The sequence below is a fragment of the Streptomyces sp. NPDC038135 genome (assembly GCF_055601245.1).
The window spans coordinates 399,345-421,077 of sequence record NZ_JBVJXS010000002.1 but is presented as its reverse complement, the minus strand read 5'-3'; the positions used below and the strand labels follow the sequence as shown (position 1 = coordinate 421,077).

The window sequence follows — 21,733 nt, the reverse complement described above, 5'->3', positions numbered from 1 at the left end:
AATCCGTCCATGACCCCTGGTTCGGGCCTTCAAGCAGGACTGAAAAACCGCCACCTGACGATGATCGCGATCGGTGGCGTCATCGGAGCCGGTCTCTTCGTCGGCTCCAGTACCGGTATCGCTACCGCGGGACCGGGCATCCTTCTGTCGTACGCCCTCGTCGGCACGCTCGTGGTGCTGGTGATGCGCATGCTCGGCGAGATGTCCGCCGCCAACCCCACCTCCGGTTCGTTCTCCGCGCACGCCGACCGCGCGCTGGGGCCCTGGGCCGGCTTCTCCATCGGCTGGCTCTACTGGTTCTTCTGGGTCGTCGTGCTGGCCGTGGAGGCCACGGCCGGCGCGAAGATCCTGGAGGGCTGGATACCGGCCGTGCCGCAATGGGGCTGGGCGCTCATCGTGATGACCGTCCTGACCGCGACCAACCTGATCTCGGTCGGCTCCTACGGCGAGTTCGAGTTCTGGTTCGCCGGCATCAAGGTCGTGGCGATCGGCGCGTTCATCGTCGTCGGCCTGCTGGCCGTGTTCGGCGTGCTGCCCGGCGCGCACACCGACAAGGCGAGTTTCGCCAATCTGACCTCGCACGGCGGCTTCCTGCCGCACGGCCCGGGCTCGATCCTCACGGGTGTGCTGCTGGTCGTCTTCTCCTTCATGGGAAGCGAGATCGCCACCCTGGCGGCCGGCGAGTCGGAGGACCCGCGGCGCGCCGTCACCAAGTCCACCAACAGCATCATCTGGCGTATCGGCGTCTTCTACCTCGGCTCGATCCTGATCGTCGTGACCCTGCTGCCGTGGAACGACCCGGCCATCGCGAAGGACGGCTCGTACGTCGCCGCCCTCGGCTCCCTGGGCATCCCGCACGCCGGCGAGGTCATGAACTTCATCGTCCTGACGTCGGTGCTGTCCTGCCTGAACTCCGGTCTGTACACGGCCTCCCGGATGGCGTTCTCGCTCGGCCAGCGCGGTGACGCGCCCAAGGCGTTCGCGCGGACCACGTCCCGCGGTGTGCCGCGGGCCGCGATCCTCTCGTCCGTGGCCTTCGGCTTCGCCGCCGTCTTCTTCAACTACAAGTTCCCGGACACGGTCTTCCTCTTCCTGCTCAACAGCAGTGGCGCGGTGGCCCTGTTCGTGTGGCTGGCGATCTGCTTCTCGCAGCTGCGGATGCGGCGCATCATCCAGCGGGAGGCGCCGGAGAAGCTCGTCGTGAAGATGTGGCTGTACCCGTACCTGACCTGGGCGACGGCCATTCTGATCATCGGCATCTTCGGTTACATGCTGACCGACACCGAGGGCGAGAGCAGCGGTCGCACGACCGTCGAGCTCTCCCTGCTGGTGGCCGCCCTGGTGATCGCGGCCTCCCTGATCAAGCAGAAGATCGCGGGCAGTCGGACGGCCCCGGCCGTGGAGGACACGGCGGAGAAGGTGTCCGTCGGCTGATCCCGCACGGCCCACCGGCATGACGAAGGGGAGGGAGTCCCACGGGACTCCCTCCCCTTCGTCATGCGTTCGCCCGCCCGGGGCGTCAGCGACGGCCGGTGAGCTTCCAGGCGGCGGGCAGCACGCCCATGGCCAGCGCGGCCTTCAGGGCGTCGCCGATCAGGAACGGAGTGAGGCCGGCGGCGACGGCCTGGGAGAAGGACAGGTGGGCGGCCAGGGCCAGGTACGGCACGCCGACGGCGTAGATGACCGCCTCGCCGAGGACCATCGTGCCCGCCATGCGCAGCGGGGAGCGGTCGGCGCCGCGGCGGGCCAGGGCGCCGACGGCGGCGGAGGCGAGCAGCATGCCGAGGACGTAACCGAAGGAGACGGCGCCCGCGCCGGAGCCGCCCTCCGCGAACCACGGCAGACCGGCCACGCCCGCGAGCGCGTACAGGGCGAGGGAGAGGAAGCCGCGGCGGGCGCCGAGGGCGGTGCCGACGAGCAGCGCGGCGAAGGTCTGGCCGGTCACCGGCACCGGGGAGCCGGGCACGGGCACCGCGATCTGGGCCGCGATGCCGGTGAGCACGGCACCGCCGAGCACCAGCGCGATGTCGCGGGTCCGCGAAGCGGGCAGCAGGTCGGCGAGGACTTCACCGGGGCGGACGGTTGCGGTGGCGGTGCTCATGGGGACTCCGCGGGAGGTGGGGACGGCTGGGACACCGTGACGCTATCCCGGCGGCCTCGCGGTGATCACCGTCAGCGGTCGACAAAGGGGGGAACGAGGGCTTGGTGGGCTCCCGACAAATGATGGTGGTTACACCCGGTACGGCGTGACAACGGTCACTGAGGCGGGGATGCGCAGCTCACTCGGGGAGCCGTCGGCGGGACTGTGGGACCCCGCCAACGAACCCTAGTGGACTGGTCGGATTCCCCCTTTCTGCCCTACGCTTCCGGCATGGTTGCCCAGGCCCGGTACTTCACGTCGCGTCGCTACGTCGACCTGCGACGGCAGGGCACGGCCACCTGTCGCCGTCCGGGGTAGGGCGCACCCCGGCGCGCCCTCGCCCTCCGAGAGGCTCCGAGACGTGTCGGCCCCGTTCCCGAGGACGGTCCCCATGCCCCGTACCGCGGCATCCACCCTTGCCTCCCCCGTTCCCCGCGCCGCCGACAGCGACCGGCGGCGCACCAGCGCCAGTGTCGTGCTGCGGTCCGTGCTGGAGCACGGCCCGGTGGCGCGCAGCACCGTCGCCCGGCTGACCGGGCTGTCCCCCGCGGCCGTGACCGAGCACTGCGCCCGGCTGGCCGGACTCGGGCTGCTCCGTGAGGAGACGGCCCCGCGCCGCTCGAACGGCGTGGGCCGGCCGCACGTCCCCGTCGACCTCGACACCGGACGGTTCGTGGTCGGCGGGGTGCACGTGGCCGTGCCGTACACGACGGTGGCGCTGCTCGATCTGCGCGGCCGGGTGCTCGCCCGATGCGAGCTGAAGCACGAACGGCCGGATCCGGGACGGGTGCTGGCCCGCGCCGCCGACGCGCTGGGGGCACTGCTCGCGCGGGCGCCGGAGCGCCGCCCGCTGGGGGTCGGTGTCGCCGCCGGCGGCTGGGTGGACCGGGAGTCCGGCACCGTCGTGGAGCACGAACTCCTGGGCTGGCGCGAGGTGCCGGTGCGGGAGCTGCTCGCGGACCGCACCGGTCTGCCCGTCCACGTCGACGGGCACGCGCGGGGGCTGGTGAGCGGTGAGCGGCTGTTCGGGCGGGCCCGGGACAGCCGGAGCGTGCTGCATCTGTTCGTCGGCAACATGGTCGACGCGGCGTTCGCCACGGGGGACGAGGTGCACCACGGGCCCCGCTCGCAGGCCGGCGCGATCGCCCACCTCCCGGTGCCGGGCGGCACCGAGCCCTGCGTCTGCGGCCGTACGGGCTGCCTGCAGGCCGAGTTGAGCGAGCGGACGCTGTGCCGCCGGGCCCGCGCGGCCGGCGTCACCGGCTCGGGCAACCCGATGCACGTGGTGGCCGCGGCGGCGGCCGGCGACGCGGTGGCCCGGCGGCTGCTGGTGGAGCGGGCCCGGGCCACGGGACGGGCGGCCGGGCTGCTGCTGGACGTGCTCAACCCGGAGACGGTCGTGGTCACCGAGGTGGGCACGATGCGCTTCGACGACTGCCTGACCGCGCTGCGGGAAGCGGCCGGGGAGCGACGCGCGGCGTCCGTGCTGCCGACGAGTTTCCCCGATTCGGTGCTCGCGGTCGCGGGCGGCTCGGTGATGCTGGACGTGCTGTTCCGGGATCCACTGGGCGCATCACCAGAGACTATTTAATTCAGAAACTCGGAATGTTGACAGGGGGCGGCGATGGCGACGAACATGCTGGTCATGAACCCGCTCACGAGTTGTCGCACCCTCTGTTGCTGACATGTTGCCGCGCATGAAGCGCGTGTTTCCGTCTGCGTGAGTTCTCTTTCCACAAGCTCTTCCATGAGCTTTTCTTCCGGCATTCCGCCGGAAATTCCGGCTGCCTTCCGGCCTGCCTTTCCGCTGTGCGTACCCAGGGAGTCCTCCCATGTCTGCTCCGCCCGTCACCGGTCTCGACCGCCGCCTGTTCCTGACCTCCCTGCTCGGCGCGTCCGCCGCCGTCGCGGGTCTCAGCGGCTGCGCGGACGGCAGCGCCGCCGCCGACACCGAGGGCGCCCTCACCCGCCCCCTCGCCGCCAAGGTCCCGGCCGGCACCAGCCTGAAGATCTCCTCCTACCAGAACGTCCAGCAGCTCCAGTTCAAGCTGGCCAAGCTGCCCCCGCTGCCGTTCGAGGTGTCCGACTGGCTCAACATCGGGGCCGGCCCGGACGTCATCAACGCCTTCCGCGCCAAGTCCCTCGACCTCGCCAACAACGCGGGCATACCGCCGATCCAGGCGCACTACCAGGGCTTCGACGCGAAGATCGTGGCGATCAACGTGACCCGCAAGCCCAACTACCTCTTCGCCACCAAGCCCGGCAGCGACATCCGCACGGTCGAGGACTTCCGCGGCAGGAAGATCGCCTTCTCGCAGGGCCAGGCCCAGGGTGTCGTGCTGCTGCGGGCGCTGAAGAAGGCGGGTCTGAAGTACGACCAGGTGAAGCTGGTCCCGCTGACCAGCAACCAGTTCCTGACCGCCCTGCAGTCCGGCCAGGTCGACGTGGCCCCGCTCGGCAACAGCCAGGCGCCCGCCTACCTCAAGCAGTACGGGGGCAAGGGCGCCCGCGTCATCAAGACCGACGTGGTCGACCTGCTCAGCCTGCTGTGGGCACCGCGGTCCGTGCTCGCCGACCCGGCCAAGGCCGCCGCGGTCGCCGCGTACATCCCGCACTGGGCCAAGGGACTGGTGTGGCAGTACGAGCACCCGGACGTGTGGAACGAGGAGTTCTACGTCAAGACGCAGAACCTGACCCTGGACCAGGCGAAGTCCATCACCGAGCTCGCCAACAAGCCGCTTTTCCCGCCGAGCTGGGACGAGGCGGTCAGGTGGGAGCAGGAGACGGCCGACCTGCTCGCCGAGGGCGGCTTCGTGAAGAAGTTCGACGTCTCCTCGCTCTTCGACCACCGCTTCGAGGCCATCGCCGCCCGGGCCGTCCCGGCGGAGTACCGGAGGTGAGCGCCGTGACCACGACCACGACCGCCGTGGCGGCACCGGCCGCCGCGGAACCGCCCCAGGTCCGCCGGCGCCGGCGGCTCTCCCCCGGGCGCCGGCTGCCCGCGGCCCGGCTCACCGGACCGCTCTTGGTGCTCGTCCTGTGGGCCGCCGCCTCGGCCGCCGGCGCCCTCGACCCGGGCGCGATACCGGCGCCCTGGACGGTGCTGCGGACCGCCGGCCACCTGTGGACCGACGGCACGCTGCCCACCGACGTGCTCACCTCGCTCCGCAGGGCCGCCTACGGCTTCGCGATCGGCCTGACCGCCGGGGTGCTGCTCGCGCTGGTCTCCGGGCTCAGCCGGGCCGGGGAGGCGCTGATCGACGGGACCGTGCAGCTCAACCGGGCGATCCCGACCCTCGGCCTGATCCCGCTGTTCATCCTCTGGCTGGGCATCGGCGAGACCTTCAAGATCGCCATCATCGCGATCGTCGTCTACATCCCCATCTACCTGAACACGCACGCCGCGCTGTCCGGCATCGACACCCGGTTCGTCGAACTCGCCGAGGTGCAGGGGCTGTCGAGGTTCGCCTTCGTCCGGCGGGTGGTGATCCCCGGGGCGCTGCCCGGATTCTTCGTGGGTCTCCGGCTCGGCGTCACCGGCTCCTGGCTGGGTCTGGTGGTCCTGGAGCAGATCAACGCCACCAGCGGCCTCGGCTACCTGATGTTCCAGGCGCAGAACTACGGCCAGAGCGACGTCATCCTGGTCGGCCTGCTGATCTACGGCGTCTTCGGCCTGATCTCCGACAGCGTGGTCCGTCTCGTCGAACGGAGGGTGCTGTCATGGCGCCGCACACTGAGCAACTGACCCGGCCCGCCGTCCGGCTGCGCGAGCTGACGAGGTCGTTCGACGGCCGCACGGTCCTCGACGGCATCGACCTGGATCTGCCCGCCGGCCAGTTCACGGCCCTGCTCGGGCACAGCGGCTCGGGCAAGTCCACCCTGCTGCGGGCCGTCGCCGGACTCGATCACGGAGTCGCCGGCAGCGGTCGGCTCAGCGCCCCCGAGCGGGTGTCGGTGGTCTTCCAGGACTCCCGGCTGCTGCCCTGGGCCCGGGTGCTGGACAACGTCCTGCTCGGCACCGAGGGCAAGGAAGCCGAGCCGCGCGGCCGGGCGGCCCTGGAGGAGGTGGGGCTGGGGGGCCGCGAACGGGCCTGGCCGGGCGAGCTGTCCGGGGGCGAGGCGCAGCGCGCCGCGCTCGCCCGCTCCCTGGTCCGCGAGCCCGAACTGCTGCTGGCCGACGAGCCGTTCGGCGCGCTTGACGCACTGACCCGCATCAAGATGCACAACCTGCTGCGCGAGCTGTGGAAGCGGCACCGGCCGTCGGTACTGCTCGTCACCCACGACGTGGACGAGGCGATCGTGCTCGCCGACCGGGTCCTCGTCCTGGACCGGGGCCGCATCGGCCTGGACCTGACCATCGACCGTCCCCACCCGCGCTCCTACCGGGAGCCGGTGCTGGGCGAGTACCGCGAGCGGCTGCTGGCCGCGCTCGGTGTCACGGAGGACCACGAGTGACCACGAGAGAACTGCACCTCAACGCGTTCCTGATGAACACCGGCCACCACGAGGCGTCGTGGCGGCTGCCGGAGAGCGACCCGTACGCGCACGTCGACCTCGCCCACTACGTGCGGCTGGCCCGCATCGCCGAGCGCGGCACCTTCGACTCGCTCTTCCTCGCCGACGGCCCGCAGCTCTGGAGCAACCTCGCCCAGCGTCCGGCCGGCGCCCTGGAGCCGCTCACCCTGCTCACCGCGCTGGCGACGGCCACCGAGCACATCGGGCTGATCGCCACCGCCTCCACCTCCTACAACTCCCCCTACAACCTGGCCCGCCGGTTCGCCTCGCTGGACATCGTCAGCGGCGGCCGGGCCGGCTGGAACATCGTCACCACCGCGGGCCGGGAGGCCGCCCGGAACTTCGGCCTGGACGCCGAGCCCGCGCACGCCGAGCGGTACGCCCGCGCCGCCGAGTTCCTCGACGTGTCCCTCAAGCTCTGGGACAGCTGGGAGGACGACGCGATCGTCGCCGACAAGGCGGCCGGCGTATGGGGCGACGACCGCAAGATCCACCCGCCCCGGCACAAGGGGACGTACTTCGCCGTCGAGGGCGCCCTCAACGTGCCGCGCTCCCCGCAGGGCTACCCGCTGCTGGTGCAGGCCGGCTCCTCCACGGACGGCAAGGCCTTCGCCGCCCGGTACGCGGAGGCGGTCTTCACCGCCCAGCAGACCCTCGCGGACGCCCAGGCCTTCTACGCCGACCTGAAGTCGCTCACGGCCGGGGCCGGACGGGACCCGGAGCACATCAAGGTGCTGCCCGGCATCGTCCCGGTGCTCGGCGCGACCGAGGCCGAGGCGCGGGCGAACGAGCGGGTGCTGGAGGACCACATCGTCCCCGAGCACGGCCGGGCCCGGCTGGAGAGCCTGCTGCACCTGGAGCCCGGCGCCCTCGACCTGGACCGGGAGCTGCCCGGGGACCTGCCGCCGGAGTCCGCCATCGAGGGCGCCAAGAGCCGCTACACCCTGGTGGTGGAGCTGGCCCGGCGCGAGCGGCTGACCGTACGGCAGCTCATCGGCCGTCTCGGCGGCGGACGCGGCCACCTCACCTTCGCCGGGACGCCCGAGCAGGTCGCCGGCCAGATAGAGACCTGGTTCACCCAGGGCGCCGCCGACGGCTTCAACATCATGCCCGCCGTGCTGCCCTCCGGTCTGGAGGCCTTCGTCGAGCACGTCGTGCCGCTCCTGCGCCGGCGCGGCCTGCTGCGCGACGCGTACGGCCCCCGCCGGACCCTGCGGGAGCGCTACGGCCTGCCCCGCCCCGCCAACCAGTACCTCACCCCCGCCCTCGTCTGAAAGGACCACCGCACATGTCCCTCGAGATCACCAAGGTCACCGCCCGCATCGGCGCCCGCGTCTCCGGCGTCGACGTCTCCCGGCCGCTCGCCGCCGAACAGGTCGCCGGCATCCGCGAGGCGCTGAACGCCCACAAGGCGCTCGTCTTCGACGACGTGCACCTCGACGACGCCGGACAGCAGGCCTTCGTCCGCCACCTCGGCGACCTCACCACCGCCCATCCGACGGTCGGCGCCGTCGAGGGCTCCCCGAACGTGCTGCCGGTGGACAGCGAGCGGGGCCGCGCCAACCACTGGCACACCGACGTCACCTTCGTCCTCAACCCGCCGCAGGCCAGCACCCTGCGCTCGATCACCGTCCCGCCGTACGGCGGCGAGACCCTGATCGCCAACGCGGCGGCCGCCTACCGCGACCTGCCCGAGCCGCTGCGCCGGCTCGCCGACACGCTGTGGGCCGAGCACACCAACGACTACGACTACGCGGTGCCGGACGAGTCGATCGACGAGGAGAAGGCCGCCCAGCGCGCCCAGTTCACCTCCATCAAGTACCGCACCGCCCACCCGGTGGTCCGCGTCCATCCGCTGACCGGGGAGCGCGGGCTGTTCATCGGCGGGTTCGCGCAGCGGATCGTGGGGCTGTCGGTGGGCGAGTCCCGCAAGGTCCTCGACCTGCTGCAGGCGTACGTCACCCGCCCGGAGAACGTGCTGCGCCACCGCTGGTCGGAGAACCAGCTCGTGCTCTTCGACAACCGCATCACCCAGCACTACGCCATCGACAACTACGACGGGCAGCCGCGCCGGCTGCACCGGGTGACCGCCGCCGGTGACATCCCGGTCGGCGTCGAGGGCAAGGAGAGCTACTCCATCGAGGGCGACGCCACGCACTACACCCCGGTCGCCGCGTAACCGGGGTCTCACCCTTCGTACAGCGCGCGTCCGGATGCTGGGCGGCCCCTTCGCGGGAGCGAACGGGCCGCCCAGACTGGCTTGGTTTTCGCCGCCGACGACTGGACGAGCCGCGCCCATGCCCCACAGCACCCTCGAGACGCCACCGCTGCAGCGGTCCGGCGACTCCCTCTCCCACGGCCTCAAGCAGCGCCACCTGTCGATGATCGCCCTCGGCGGGGTGATCGGCGCCGGCCTGTTCGTCGGCTCCGGCGCCGGCATCGCGGCCGCCGGTCCCTCCGTCGTCGTCGCGTACGCGGTATCCGGCCTGCTGGTCATGCTGGTGATGCGGATGCTCGGCGAGATGTCCGCCGCCTACCCGTCCTCGGGCTCGTTCTCCGCGCACGCCGAGCGGGCCATCGGCCCGTGGGCCGGGTTCACCGCCGGCTGGTCCTTCTGGGTGCTGCTGTGCACCGCGGTGGGCCTGGAGGGCATCGGCGCCGCGAACATCGTGCAGGGCTGGCTGCCGGGCACCCCGCAGTGGGTCTGGGTGGCCCTGTTCATGCTGGTGTTCTGCGGTGCGAACCTCACGGCCGTGAAGAACTTCGGCGAGTTCGAGTTCTGGTTCGCGGCGCTGAAGGTCGGCGCGATCGGCCTGTTCCTGGTCCTCGGCGTGCTGGCCATCGCCGGCGTCCTGCCCGGCACCCACTCCCCCGGCGCCTCCCACCTCGGCGACTTCCTGCCCCACGGCAGCGAGGGTCTGGTGATCGGCCTGCTGGCCTCGGTCTTCGCCTACGGCGGCCTGGAGACGGTCACCATCGCGGCGGCCGAGTCCCAGGACCCGGTCAAGGGCGTGGCGAGCGCGGTGCGCACCGCGATGTGGCGGATCGCCCTGTTCTACATCGGCTCGATGGCCGTCATCGTGACCTTGGTCCCGTGGAACGCGAAGTCGGTGGTGACGGACGGCCCGTACGTCGCCGCCCTGCGGCAGATCGGCCTGCCCGGCGCCGACCAGGTGATGAACGTGGTCATCCTGGTGGCCCTGCTGTCGGCGATGAACGCCAACATCTACGGCTCCTCGCGCATCGCCTACTCGCTGGTCGAGCGCGGCCAGGGCCCGAAGGCGCTGGCGAAGGTCTCCGGCGGGGTGCCGCGGATCGCCGTCCTCGTGTCGTCGGTCGTCGGCTTCGGCTGCGTGCTGCTCAGCTACTGGCGGCCGGACGACGTCTTCGCCTGGCTGCTGAACATGATCGGCGCGGTGATCCTGGTCGTCTGGATCTTCATCGCGGTCTCCCAGCTCCTGCTGCGCCGCCGCATCGAACGCGAGGCGCCCGAGAAGCTGGTCGTGCGGATGTGGGCGTTCCCGTACCTCACCTGGGTCGCGCTGGCCGGCATGGCGGCGATCTTCGTCCTCATGGCCCGGGAGCCGGACACCCGCCTGCAGCTCCTGTCGACGGGCGGCATGACGCTGGTCCTCGCGGCCGTGGGCTACGCCTGGCAGCGGGCCCGCGCCAAGCGCTGACCCGTCCCCGCCCCGGCGCCGAAGGCCCCCGCGTGCGACACGCGGGGGCCTTCGTGCGTCCCCGCCTTGTTGTTGCTAGCGTGTAGTTGCAAGAGACTTGCAATAAGGTTCGGAGGGGAACCGCCCATGCCCGTGTACTCGCTGCCCGACCTGCCCTACGACTACGCCGCGCTCGCGCCCGTGATCAGCCCCGAGATCATCGAGCTGCACCACGACAAGCACCACGCGGCCTATGTGAAGGGCGCCAACGACACCCTGGAGCAGCTCGCCGAGGCACGGGAGAAGGAGAGCTGGGGGTCGGTCAACGGCCTGGAGAAGAACCTGGCCTTCCACCTCTCCGGGCACATCCTGCACTCGATCTACTGGCAGAACATGACCGGCCCGAAGGAGGGCGGCGGCGAGCCCCTCGCGGCCGACGGCGTGGGCGAGCTGGCCGAGGCGATCAGGGAGTCGTTCGGCTCGTTCGCCGCGTTCCGGACCCAGCTGTCCAAGGCCGCGGCCACCACCCAGGGCTCGGGCTGGGGCGTGCTGGCGTACGAGCCGCTGAGCGGCCGGCTGATCGTGGAGCAGGTCTACGACCACCAGGGCAACGTCGGTCAGGGCTCGACCCCGATCCTCGTCTTCGACGCCTGGGAGCACGCCTTCTACCTGCAATACCGCAACCAGAAGGTGGACTTCGTCGAGGCGATGTGGCGGGTCGTGAACTGGCAGGACGTGGCCGGGCGCCTCACGGTCGCCAGGTCCCGCGCGGACGTGCTGCTGCTCGCCCCCTGAGAACGCCCCGCCTCGTGATCGTCTTCTCACCCTTCACGGCGGCGGGCGGATGAGAGGAGGACCCCCGCGAGGACGTGACTCGCGGGGGCCCTCCGGGCTGAGCGCGGGCTCTACAGGTTGCTGAAGTCCGGGCCCTTGGTGCGGGTCCGCTTGATCTCGTAGAAGCCGGGGACGGAGGCGACCGCGAGGGTGCCGTCCCACAGACGGGCCGCCTCCTCGCCCTTGGGGGCGGGGGTGACGACCGGGCCGAAGAAGGCGATCTGCTCGCCGTCGGGGCCCGGCACCGCGATGACCGGGGTGCCGACGTCCTGGCCGACCTTCTCGATGCCCTCCTTGTGGGAGGCGCGCAGCTCGGCGTCGAACTCGAAGTCCTGCTGCTCGGCGTAGTCGATCAGCTCCGCGGGCAGGCCGACGTCCGCGAGCGCGCCCGCGACGGCCTCCAGGGTCGGGCCCTCGCCGTTGTTGTGGATGCGGGTGCCGAGCGCGGTGTACAGCGGGCCGAGGACGTCCGCGCCGTGCTTCTGCCAGGCGGCGGTGACCACGCGCACCGGCTGCCAGGCCTTGGTGGCGAGCATCTCCCGGTACTCCTCGGGCAGCTCGTCCAGCCGGTTCTCGTTGAGGACGGCGAGACTCATGATGTGCCAGCGGACCTCGATGTCCCGGACCTTCTCGACCTCCAGCACCCAGCGGGAGGTCATCCAGGCCCAGGGGCACAGCGGGTCGAACCAGAAGTCCACGGGGGTCTTGCCGGAGGGGGTCGCGGTCTCGGACATGCTTCTCCTCAGCGAAGGTCTTTTGAAGCGGCAACAGCACCGCCGCTCCCGCCATTCCCGCACCGGCCGTGTCGAGGGGATTCCCTGATGTGCCGTGTCAGGTGCGCATGGCAGGATCGGTCCTGTTGTGAGGTGTCCAAGCGACCACAAGGGAGTGCCACGACGTGCCCGGTGAGAATCTGACCCGCGACGAGGCCCGGGAGCGGGCCGCCCTGCTGTCGGTCGACGGCTACGAGGTGGCGCTGGACCTGCGGTCCGCCGTCGGGGACGGGGGCGCCGAGCCGCGCACCTTCCGTTCGGTGACGGTGATCAGGTTCCGCTGCAACGAGCCGGGCGCGTCGACCTTCGCCGACCTGATCGCACCGAGCGTGACCGCGGTCACGCTCAACGGGCGGGACCTGGACCCCGGCGCGGTCTTCGACGGTTCCCGGATCCTGCTGGAGGACCTGGCCGCGGAGAACGAGCTGACGGTCGACGCCCAGTGCGCCTACTCGCGCACCGGCGAGGGCATGCACCGCTTCGTCGACCCCGAGGACGGCGAGGTCTACCTCTACACCCAGTACGAGCCCGCCGACGCCCGCCGGGTCTACGCCAACTTCGAGCAGCCGGACCTGAAGGCGCCGTACCGCTTCGAGGTGCGGGCGCCCGAGGGCTGGACGGTGTGGAGCAACGGAGCCGGCGAACTCGCCGACGGCGTCTGGCGGTTCGCGGAGACCAGGCCGATCTCGACCTACATCACCTGTGTGGTGGCGGGGCCGTACCACTACGTGACGGACCACTACGAGCGGGTCTTCGAGGACGGCACGAAGCTGGAGATCCCCCTTGGCGCGATGTGCCGCAAGGGGCTCGCCCCGTACTTCGACGCAGAGGACGTCTTCCTGGTCACCAAGCAGGGCCTGGACTTCTTCCACGACCACTTCGACTACCCGTACCCGTTCGGGAAGTACGACCAGGCCTTCGTCCCCGAGTACAACCTGGGGGCGATGGAGAACCCGGGTCTGGTGACCTTCCGCGAGGAGTACATCTTCCGCGGCAAGGTGACGCAGGCGTCGTACGAGGCGCGGGCCAACGTGATCCTGCACGAGATGGCCCACATGTGGTTCGGCGACCTGGTCACCATGGAGTGGTGGGACGACCTGTGGCTGAAGGAGTCCTTCGCGGACTTCATGGGCACGTTCGCGAACGTCGGCGCGACCCGCTTCACCGACGCCTGGATCACCTTCGCCAACCGCCGCAAGGCCTGGGCCTACCGCGCGGACCAGCTCCCCTCCACGCACCCGATCACGGCGGACATCCGCGACCTGCAGGACGCCAAGCTCAACTTCGACGGCATCACCTACGCCAAGGGCGCCTCGGTGCTCAAGCAACTGGTGGCGTACGTCGGCCGGGACGCCTTCCTCGAGGGCGCCCGCCGCTACTTCAAGCGCAACGCCTACGGCAACACACGCCTGGGCGACCTGCTGTCGGTGCTGGCGGAGACCAGCGGCCGGGACATGACGGTGTGGGCGCGCTCCTGGCTGCAGACGGCCGGCGTCAACTCGCTGACCCCGCAGGTGCTGCTGGACACCGAGGGCGGCCGGATCGCCGAGCTGGCCGTCCTCCAGGAGGCCGCGGAGACGCACCCGGAGCTGCGCCCGCACCGGGTCGCGGTGGGTCTGTACCGGCGCACGCCCGAGGGCGCGCTGGAGCGGTACGCGCGCGTGGAGACGGACGTCGAGGGCCCGCGCACGGTCGTGGCGGAGCTGGCCGGCGCCGAGGCGCCTGAGCTGGTGCTGGTCAACGACGACGACCTGACGTACTGCAAGGTCCGCTTCGACGAGACCTCGCTGGCCACCCTGCGCGAGCACCTGGGGGCGCTCACCGACCCGCTGGCCCGCGCCCTGTGCTGGTCGGCGCTGTGGAACCTCACCCGTGACGCCCTGCTGCCGGCCCGGGACTTCATCGGCCTGGTGCTGCGGTTCGCGGGCCGCGAGTCCGACATCGGCGTGCTGCAGATGCTGCACGCCTGGGCGAACTCGGCGCTGGTGCACTACGCGGCGCCGCAGTGGCGCGCGACCGGTGAGCGGCTGGTGGCGGAGGGGGCCCTCGGCGAGCTGCGGGAGGCCGAGCCGGGCAGTGAGCACCAGCTCGCGTGGGCGCGGTTCTTCGCGACCGTCGCCGCCGCCGACCACGATCTGCTGCTGCTCCTGAAGGACCTGCTGGACGGCGCGGCGGAGATCGACGGCCTGGTGGTGGACCAGGAGCTGCGCTGGGCGTTCCTGGAGCCGCTGGCGGCGCACGGCATGGCGGACGAGGCGGTGCTGGCGGCCGAGCTGGCCCGCGACGACACGGCGTCCGGCAAGCGGCACCAGGTCCGGTGCCTGGCGGCCCGCCCGTCGGCGGCGGTGAAGGCGCAGGCCTGGGCGCAGGTGGTGGAGTCCGACGCGCTGTCCAACGCGCTCGTGGAGGCGACCATCGCGGGCTTCGGCCTGCCCTCGCAGCGGGAGCTGACCGCGCCGTACGCGGAGAAGTACTTCGCGGTGATCGAGCGGGTGTGGCGGGAGCGGTCGATCCAGATCGGCATGGACGTGGTGCGCGGTCTGTACCCCTCCTACCAGGACCGGCCGGAGACGCTGGCGGCGACCGACGCCTGGCTCGCGGCGCACACGGAGGCGGCCCCGGCGCTGCGCCGGCTGGTGCTGGAGGCGCGGGACGACCTGGCGCGGGCGCTGCGCGCACAGGAGTGCGACGCGGCGGCGGCCGGCCACTGAGCCTTGGCCAGGGATTCCGCTTTCGGTGACCGTTACGGAATTCAGTCAATAGCAGCCGTAACCCCTGGTCCGCACCCGATGGGACCAGGGGTTTCCGGACCCTACTCGGCACCCGAACACCCGTCCTTTAATACCGCGTTGTCCGCATTCCTCAACGAGCGTGTAACAGCGGTTACAGGGGGGACGAAGCGCGGGAACGTCGAGGCCATGACGCACGACACCCCCCTCTCGCCCCGCACCCTGCGCCACCTTCCCGACGTCCGCCGGCGCATCATGACGCCCGCTCAGCTCCGCTCCCACGGCGTCTCCACCGCCGAGCTGAACGAGCAGTGCCGTCCCGGCGGCGCCTGGCAGCTCCTGCTGCCGAACGTGGTCCTGCTCCACTCCGGCCCGCCGACCAGCGAGGAGCGGCTGCACGGCGCGCTGCTGTACGCGGCGCGGGAGTCGGCGCCGGGCGTCCCCACCCAGCCCACGGCCGGCGACCCGCACCGCCCGGTGTACCCGGAGACGATGATCACGGGTCTGGCGGCGCTCACCCTGTACGGCTTCTCCTGCACCCCGCCGCTGCTCTCCCTCGACAGCGTCGACGTCCTGGTCCCGCGGCTGCGCCGGCTGCGCACCACGGGCTACGTCCGCGTGCTGCGCGCCCCCGACCTGCCCACGCCCGTCGCGGTGACGGGCCTGCCGGTGGCTCCGGTGCCGCGCGCGCTGGCGGACGCGGTGGCGGGGCTGACGGACGCGGGCGCGGTCCGCCGGCTGCTGACCGAGGCGGTGCGCGACGGCCACTGCGAACCCGCCGCCGTGGTGCGCGAGCTGACCCGGGCGAAGCTGCTGAACCGGCCGCACGTGGTGGGCGCGGTGGACTCGCTGGTGGCCGAGGGACGGTCGGTCGCGGAGACCCGGCTGTACCGGATGGTCGGCGAGCACGGGCTGCCGGACCCGGTCTGGAACGTGGACCTGCGCCTGCCCGGTGGTCCGCACCTCGGCGGAGTGGACGCCTACTGGCCCGAGCAGGCGGTCGCGGTGGAGCTGGACACCCGCGGGCCCCGGCAGGACGAGGACGCGACGTGGTCGGAGTACGCGCGCAGGCGGGAGCACCTGGAGCGGCTGGGGATCACGGTCGTCCACATCACGCCCCGCAAGCTCAGGGAGTCCATGGAGCAGCAGGCGGCGGTGGTCCGGACGGCCCTGATGGCGTCCGGCGACCGCGATCCGGCCGCGTACGTCGTGGTGCTGCCACGGTAGGAAGGTCCGGCCGGGGCCGGGGACGAACGGCACGGCCGGCGGAGGACGGGCGGAGGACTAGCCGCCGCAGAACTCCTTCTCGGTCACGGCGCCGGTGCCGCCCGACCAGTCGCCGTTGAAGTCGACCGCGAGGGAGTGCCGGCCGTCGGCCGTGGTCACCGCGGAGGAGGCCGAGCCGTGGATGGCGCCCTCGTGGCCCCACACATGGACGCCGCAGCCCAGCCTGGTGTCCATCAGGCCAAGCCCGTAACCGGTGTTCGGCGAGCCGGGGACGCGCACGGTGGTCTTCATCTCCTTGAGCTGACGGGCCGGGAGCAGTTTCCCGCCCAGGAGGGCGGAGTAGAAGCGGTCGAGGTCCGCCGAGTCGGAGATCATCTCCCCGGCCGCGGAGGCGAGGGAGGGGTTGAGCTCGGTGACGTCGTACGTCGGGCCCGTCGTCGTCAGGGCGAGCTTGGAGTAGGCGCGGCTGCTGGGCCGGGGAACGGTGACCCGGGTGCCGGGCAGGGAGGTGGCGGTGAGCCGCAGCGGCCGGATGACGCGCCGCTCGATCTCGGTGGCGTACGAGTGGCCGGTCACCTCCTCGATCAGCATGCCGGCGACGACGTAGTTGGTGTTGGAGTACTTCCAGGACGTGCCCGGCGCGAAGTACGGCTCGTGCCGCATGGCGGTCTCCACCAGGTCGCGCGGGGTGAGCGTGTCGTAGCGGTGCCGGAAGAAGCCGTCCTTGAGGAAGTGGTCGCGGACGAAGTCCGCGTCGGAGGTGTAGTCGTAGACGCCGCTGGTGTGGTTCAGCAGTTGCCGGACGGTGATCTCCCGGCCGTCGTGGCCGTGGCCCCGCAGCAGCCCGGGCAGCCAGGTGTCCACGGTGTCGTCCAGGTCGAGCCGGCCCTCCGCCTGCAGTCGCAGCAGGACGGTGGCGACGAACGTCTTGGTGATGCTGCCGACCCGGTAGCGGTCGGCGGGCGAGCGCGGCGCGCCCGTGACGACGTCGCCCACGCCCGCGGTCGCCGACCAGGTGCCCCGGGAGTCCCTGGCGGTGGCGGTCACCCCGGGCACACCGGCCGCGACCGCCGCCTCCATCGCCCGGCGGGTGGCCTGGTGGCCGCCGGCGTCCCGGCCGGCCGCGGCGGGTGCGCCCGCGAGGGCCGGCCCCGCCAGGGCCGCCGACAGGAACAGGGCGGTGGTGCCCACCAGGGCGATGCGGACGCGCATGCTGTCCCCCAACATGTGGTGTTCGGTGCCGTCGGGGGGTGATACCCGGCAGTGCGCGCGATCGTGCCTGACCGTCACTCGGTCGAGTGACTCTCAGCCCTTCTTGAGCACCAGCTCCGTGTTCCGGTCCACCGCGTCGCCGGCGAGCGCCTTGCTCGCGCCCGGGGCGTTGTACGACAGCTCACGGTAGAGGGCGGCCAGGCCGGTCTGCGAGAGGTCGGCGTGGTCGGCGCGGTGCGGGGCGGCGGACTCGACCAGGGTGGTGAAGACGGAGAGCGTGCCGTCCTTGTTGTCGACGAGTTCGACGACGCGGGCGAGCTGGGGGAAGTCGACGTGCGAGGCGGTGGAGACCTCCCAGAAGGCGCGGCCGCCGGAGGCCCGGTGCGGGGTGATGTCGTTGCGGTGGATGTGGCCGTTCACCCAGGCCAGCACGTTGGGGTGGGAGGAGAGCACCGAGACGACCTCGGCGCCGTTGTGGCGGCGCTCCCCCGGGCGGTCCGGGTCGGGGCGGGTGTTGGTCATGGTCTTGCTGGTGTGGTGGCTGAAGACGACGGCGTAGGAGTCCTTGTTGTCCTTGAGCGTCCTGTCCAGCCACGTGAGCTGGGCGGTGCCGATGGACCCCTCGTAGTGGCCGCCGGGGTCGGTGGTGTCGAGGCTGATGCCGATGACGTCCTCGGAGACGCGGAAGGCGTAGTACTGGGTGCCGGCGTCCAGGTTCGCCGAGGAGTAGCCGTGGCCGGCCGGGCCGAGGCCCTGGTGGGCGGGGTCCAGGTGGGCCTTCAGGTAGTCGGCCCGGGTGTACGGCGCCCGCCTCTCGTCCGGGGTGACCTGGCGCGCGGAGCGGGCGTGGGCCTTGAGGAAGTCGCGGTAGCCGACGCCCTCGGGGTCGGTCGCGTTCTTGATGGCGTCCTGCAGCTTCTTGGCGTCGGCGGCGGAGACGCTCATCAGCTTCCGGCCGCCGATGGCCGCCTCGGTGAGGTACGGGTCGCCGTGGGAGCCGTAGCAGCCGAGCGGGAGGGCGTCGTGGTTGCCGACGGTGGAGTACCAGGGCAGGTTGAGGCCGGGGCTGCGGACCTCCCGGGTCGCGGCGGCCAGGAAGCCCTTCAGGTACGGGAAGCCGAGCGCCTTGTCCCTGTCGCGGGCGGTGGAGCCGGGCTGCCAGTACTGCTTCAGGCCGCTGTTCTGCACGCCCTCGTAGTGGCGCGGGTCCCCGGAGTTCGGGGTGATGCGGCCGCCGCTCATCACCGTCATGAACCACTCCAGTTCGGAGTGGGCGTTGTTGTCGGTGTTGTCGCCGGTCGTCATCACGAAGTGCAGCGGCGCGCCGGTGACGGGGGCGCCGCGCAGCGCGTTGACCCGCTCGACGAGCGAGACGGCGCCGGGCACGGTGAGCGCCTCGTGCGGGCGCCAGGCGTGCGGGTCGTGGGCGCGCAGGAATTCCAGGCGCAGCGGGTGCTGCACGTCCATCAGGTGCAGGTCGGTGAACTGCACGAACGCCGCGAGGGCGGTACGGCGGCCCGCGCGGCCGGACTTGGGGGCCGCCAGCTCGTCCCGGACGACCCGCTTCCAGCCGGGGCCGTCGCCGAGCCGGCGGTAGCCGGAGCCGCTCAGCGGGGCGGCGACGGAGGCGAGGGTGGTGCCCTTGGTGTAGGGGGCGAGGGGTGCCGGGGCCGCCTTGCGTGAGGTGGCGACGGGTGTCTCGGCGGTGGTGGTCGCGGCCCGGCCGTCGGTGGCGGTGGCGGCCTGGCTTTCGGTGGGGCGCAGGGCGTAGCCGACGCCCGCGGAGAGCGAGACGGCTCCGGCGGCGGCGAGCACGGTACGGCGGTGGACCCCCAGCGTGGAGGTGGCGACAGAGCGTATGCGCGACATGGCGCGGTCTCCCCGGGTGCGAACGCGTCGGCGGTGGTCGCGGGCCGTCGCAGGCGCCGACGCCCCGCTCGCTCTGGATGGTTCGCACCGGGGATGACCTGTGCGTGAACAGGGCGGCAACGCGCAACACCGATCACCGAACGTGGATCACGGTGTGCGCGGCGCGGTCATGGAGTCGAACGCGCGCGGCCGGGGGCCGGTCACTCCTCGTTCATCTGCCGGGGCAGTGGGTGGGTTCCGGGTCCGAGATGTCCGGTCTCCGGACGCTCGCGCCACAGCCGCAGCGCCACGTCGACGAGGCGGATCCGGGTGAGGCCGGACACCGCGTCGAGGTCCTGCCAGGCCGCGAAGTCGGTGGAGCCGCCGATCTCGTGGCGGAGTTCGCCGCCGGTGATCCCGGCCTCGTAGACGATCCGCACGCCCTGGTGGTCGGTGCGGCGCGGCGGCCGGCCGCCGCGGTAGACATGGCGGGAGGAGTCCACGCCGAGCAGCCGGGTCACCTCGATCCGGTAGCCGGTCTCCTCGGCGACCTCGCGCCGCACGGTGTCGTACGGGTCCTCGCCGTGCTCCATGCCGCCGCCCGGCAGCACCCACTCGTGGCCGCCGCCGGGGGCCGGTGAACGGGCCAGCAGGATCTGTCCGTCACGGACGCACACGGCGTAGGCCGCCACCCTCAACTTCTGTCGCATGAGGGGACGTTAGCGCGGGTTGTCCGGATTGGCGGGTGAGTATTCCGGCGCGGACCAGCGCAGCGGCAGGGCGGCCGGGGTGTGCACGGCGCCGGTGACGGTGAAGCGGACGGTCCGCTCGCCGCCGGCGCCGAACCGGGTGCGGGCCGAGCCGGTGAGCTGGAGGGTGGTGCCGGTCGTCCAGTCCAGGAAGAGCAGTCCGGCGCGCGGGTCGGCGTACAGGTTGCCGAGACTGCGGAACATGGCGTTGCCGGGATAGTCCGGCCAGGCCAGTTCGTCCGGTGAGACGACCCGGACGAATCCGGGGTTGCCGCCGCGGTGGCTGGCGTCGGCGCCGTCGGCGTGCACGGTGGCCAGGAAGAAGGTGTCGGCCGCCGCGACGAGCGCGGCCTGCTCCGCGCCCAGCCGGTCCAGGGTGCGGGGGGTGCCCGGCACGCGGTCCGGCACCCGCTCGCAGAGCTCCCGGCGCTGGATGTACTTGGGGCAGTTGGCGAACACCTGCTCCGCCTCGACGGCGAAGCCCCGGGGGGTGGGCCGGACCCGGCCGCCGAGGCGCATCCGGCGCCGGGTGCGCGGATCGAGGGCGATGGCGCCCACGGCGGTGCCCGGGGTGGCCAGGGCCGTCGCGAGCGGGTCGGCCGGGGGCGGCCCGCCGGTGACGGACACCTGCCGGGGCCCGGTGGCCCGGACGAAGCCCGGGGCGCCGGCGAGCGGGGACGCCCAGACCCGGCCCGTGGCGGGGTCGGCGGCGCCCACGACGAGCAGCGGCTGGAGTTCCAGGAAGGCCGCCGCGACCGGTTTGAGGTCCGGCCCGAGGGAGCGGCCGACGTGGTCGGCGCGGTCCCGTACGCCGACCAGGTCCTGCACGGCGCGGGAACCGGCGTGATAGACGCTCATGGCACCGCTTTCTAGAAGAAACCGCAGGTCGGATCGGATGCGTGCGGGGCGGGCGCATCCTCGGCGCCGTGCGGGACGGAGATCTCCAGGCGGGTGCCGTCCGGGTCGTGGAAGAAGATCCCGCCCGAGGCCGACCCCTCCCGGTGGGCCACCACGCCCTCGTGGGCGAACTCCACCCCGGCGGCCCGGAGCGCCGCCTCGTACTCCCGGACCCGGTCCACCGAGCCGGCCGTGAAGGCGAGGTGGTGCAGCCCGGCCCGGCCGCCGTCGTAGGGGCCGCCGGCCTGCTGCCAGAGGGTGAGGACGGGCCCGTCTCCCCCGGCCTCGCCGAGGAACGCGTACCGGCGGCCGTCCTCCTTGCCCTCGGCGAGCAGTGCGAAGCCCAGGACGTCCCGGTAGAAGGCAAGGGAACGGTCGAGGTCGGTGACGTTCAGGCCGGTGTGACCGGTGCGCAAGGTCATGGCTCTCCCTTCGGGGCTGTCCCGCGATCGGGACTCTCTAACCCCCATGGGCAACGTTAGACAGTTAGAGAGCATTGCGTCAACCGGTCACGTACGCTTGAGCGGTTAGCAGAGAAGGAGCCGGTCATGCCCACCGCCCGCGACCCCCGCCCGCTCACCGGCGAGCCCCTGGCGCTCGACCTGCTCAACACCCGGTGGAACAGGGACGGCGCGCCCCAGGACCTGCTCGACGGCACCGACGGCCTCGCGGTGTGGCTCGCGGCCAACGGGCTGGACGGCGAGCACCCGGCCGACGAGGACGTGCTGCGCCATCTGCGGCAGGCGCGCGAGGCGCTCGGCGCCGCGGTGGACGGGTCGCTGGAGGAGGGCGCCCCGCTCGTGGACGCCGTGCTGGCGCACGGGCGCATCCGGGCACGGCTGACCGGCGAGGGGGCCTTCGAGGAGCCCGAGTTCGCCGACGCCTCCTGGGCGCCGGCCTGGCTCGCCGCCCGCGACTACCTGGACCTGCTCGACCGGGCCCCGGACCGGATCCGCCGCTGCGCCCACGAGGCGTGCGTCCTGCACTTCTTCGACACCTCCCGCAACGGCACCCGCCGCTGGTGCTCGATGGCGTCGTGCGGAAACCGCGCCAAGGCCTCCCGGCATTACGCCCGCTCCAAGGAGAGTTGAGCCAATCCGGGACGCGACGGGATTCATCCCGCCAAATCCCATCGCGGGTTTTCCCCATA

The 21,733-nt window shown here is 72.1% G+C and carries 19 protein-coding genes; 12 read left to right on the top strand and 7 right to left on the bottom strand.

Annotation, left to right across the window (positions count from 1 at the left end):
- The first annotated feature begins 9 nt into the window (after positions 1 to 9).
- A complete protein-coding gene (locus ACZ7JA_RS06200) occupies positions 10 to 1,434 on the top strand; it encodes an amino acid permease (RefSeq protein ID WP_470807441.1) in 1,425 nt (474 codons plus the stop codon).
- Positions 1,435 to 1,519: 85 nt separating this feature from the next.
- On the opposite strand, the gene ACZ7JA_RS06195 is transcribed toward ACZ7JA_RS06200, so the two are convergent.
- Positions 1,520 to 2,101 (bottom strand): biotin transporter BioY, encoded by a 582-nt coding sequence (locus tag ACZ7JA_RS06195; RefSeq protein ID WP_351659277.1) that lies wholly within the window; start codon positions 2,099 to 2,101, stop codon positions 1,520 to 1,522.
- A 430-nt stretch (positions 2,102 to 2,531) separates the two neighbouring features.
- Between ACZ7JA_RS06195 and ACZ7JA_RS06190 the strand changes: the two genes are divergently transcribed.
- From ACZ7JA_RS06190 to ACZ7JA_RS06155, 8 genes are all read left to right on the top strand, one after another.
- The gene (locus ACZ7JA_RS06190) at positions 2,532 to 3,731 is read left to right on the top strand and encodes an ROK family protein (RefSeq protein WP_351659274.1); all 1,200 of its coding nucleotides are present in this window, start codon (positions 2,532 to 2,534) and stop codon (positions 3,729 to 3,731) included.
- A 241-nt stretch (positions 3,732 to 3,972) separates the two neighbouring features.
- Positions 3,973 to 5,040: an ABC transporter substrate-binding protein gene (locus ACZ7JA_RS06185; protein ID WP_389299475.1), complete on the top strand. Its 1,068-nt coding sequence runs from the start codon at positions 3,973 to 3,975 to the stop codon at positions 5,038 to 5,040.
- A complete protein-coding gene (locus ACZ7JA_RS06180; protein ID WP_389299472.1) occupies positions 5,037 to 5,885 on the top strand; it encodes an ABC transporter permease in 849 nt (282 codons plus the stop codon). Before ACZ7JA_RS06185 ends, ACZ7JA_RS06180 begins: the two co-directional genes overlap by 4 nt.
- A complete protein-coding gene (locus ACZ7JA_RS06175; protein WP_470807438.1) occupies positions 5,861 to 6,595 on the top strand; it encodes an ABC transporter ATP-binding protein in 735 nt (244 codons plus the stop codon). Before ACZ7JA_RS06180 ends, ACZ7JA_RS06175 begins: the two co-directional genes overlap by 25 nt.
- Positions 6,592 to 7,929 (top strand): LLM class flavin-dependent oxidoreductase, encoded by a 1,338-nt coding sequence (locus tag ACZ7JA_RS06170; RefSeq protein WP_403678775.1) that lies wholly within the window; start codon positions 6,592 to 6,594, stop codon positions 7,927 to 7,929. The genes ACZ7JA_RS06175 and ACZ7JA_RS06170 overlap by 4 nt, the downstream gene beginning before the upstream one ends.
- Positions 7,930 to 7,943: 14 nt before the next feature.
- Complete coding sequence (locus ACZ7JA_RS06165) at positions 7,944 to 8,834, top strand: TauD/TfdA dioxygenase family protein (RefSeq protein ID WP_470807436.1); 891 nt, start codon at positions 7,944 to 7,946, stop codon at positions 8,832 to 8,834.
- Between the two features lie 118 nt (positions 8,835 to 8,952).
- Positions 8,953 to 10,335 (top strand): amino acid permease, encoded by a 1,383-nt coding sequence (locus ACZ7JA_RS06160; RefSeq protein WP_351659257.1) that lies wholly within the window; start codon positions 8,953 to 8,955, stop codon positions 10,333 to 10,335.
- 126 nt (positions 10,336 to 10,461) lie between these two features.
- Complete coding sequence (locus ACZ7JA_RS06155; RefSeq protein WP_470807434.1) at positions 10,462 to 11,109, top strand: superoxide dismutase; 648 nt, start codon at positions 10,462 to 10,464, stop codon at positions 11,107 to 11,109.
- A 110-nt stretch (positions 11,110 to 11,219) separates the two neighbouring features.
- On the opposite strand, the gene ACZ7JA_RS06150 is transcribed toward ACZ7JA_RS06155, so the two are convergent.
- A complete protein-coding gene (locus tag ACZ7JA_RS06150) occupies positions 11,220 to 11,882 on the bottom strand; it encodes a mycothiol-dependent nitroreductase Rv2466c family protein (RefSeq protein ID WP_351659252.1) in 663 nt (220 codons plus the stop codon).
- A 164-nt stretch (positions 11,883 to 12,046) separates the two neighbouring features.
- On the opposite strand from ACZ7JA_RS06150, the gene pepN reads away from it, so the two are divergent.
- On the top strand, positions 12,047 to 14,632 hold the full coding sequence (gene pepN / locus ACZ7JA_RS06145; RefSeq protein ID WP_470807431.1) for an aminopeptidase N: 2,586 nt from the start codon (positions 12,047 to 12,049) through the stop codon (positions 14,630 to 14,632).
- 207 nt (positions 14,633 to 14,839) lie between these two features.
- On the top strand, positions 14,840 to 15,877 hold the full coding sequence (locus ACZ7JA_RS06140; protein ID WP_351659246.1) for a hypothetical protein: 1,038 nt from the start codon (positions 14,840 to 14,842) through the stop codon (positions 15,875 to 15,877).
- 57 nt (positions 15,878 to 15,934) lie between these two features.
- Here the strand turns inward: ACZ7JA_RS06140 and ACZ7JA_RS06135 are convergent, their stop codons facing one another.
- From ACZ7JA_RS06135 to ACZ7JA_RS06115, 5 genes are all read right to left on the bottom strand, one after another.
- Positions 15,935 to 17,104 carry a serine hydrolase domain-containing protein gene (locus tag ACZ7JA_RS06135; RefSeq protein ID WP_470807426.1) on the bottom strand — a complete coding sequence of 390 codons (1,170 nt, stop codon included), beginning with the start codon at positions 17,102 to 17,104 and terminating at the stop codon, positions 15,935 to 15,937.
- Positions 17,105 to 17,182: 78 nt separating this feature from the next.
- Positions 17,183 to 18,958, bottom strand: a complete 1,776-nt coding sequence (locus ACZ7JA_RS06130) for a TIGR03767 family metallophosphoesterase (protein WP_351659240.1) — start codon at positions 18,956 to 18,958, stop codon at positions 17,183 to 17,185.
- 200 nt (positions 18,959 to 19,158) lie between these two features.
- Positions 19,159 to 19,647 (bottom strand): NUDIX hydrolase, encoded by a 489-nt coding sequence (locus tag ACZ7JA_RS06125; protein ID WP_450745831.1) that lies wholly within the window; start codon positions 19,645 to 19,647, stop codon positions 19,159 to 19,161.
- Between the two features lie 9 nt (positions 19,648 to 19,656).
- Positions 19,657 to 20,544, bottom strand: coding sequence for a pyridoxamine 5'-phosphate oxidase family protein (locus ACZ7JA_RS06120; RefSeq protein WP_389446704.1), 888 nt, complete (start codon positions 20,542 to 20,544; stop codon positions 19,657 to 19,659).
- A gap of 11 nt (positions 20,545 to 20,555) precedes the next feature.
- Positions 20,556 to 21,005, bottom strand: coding sequence for a VOC family protein (locus ACZ7JA_RS06115; RefSeq protein ID WP_470807418.1), 450 nt, complete (start codon positions 21,003 to 21,005; stop codon positions 20,556 to 20,558).
- 126 nt (positions 21,006 to 21,131) lie between these two features.
- Between ACZ7JA_RS06115 and ACZ7JA_RS06110 the strand changes: the two genes are divergently transcribed.
- Entirely contained in the window at positions 21,132 to 21,674 is a 543-nt protein-coding gene (locus tag ACZ7JA_RS06110) for a CGNR zinc finger domain-containing protein (protein ID WP_450745827.1), read from the top strand.
- Positions 21,675 to 21,733: the final 59 nt, after the last annotated feature.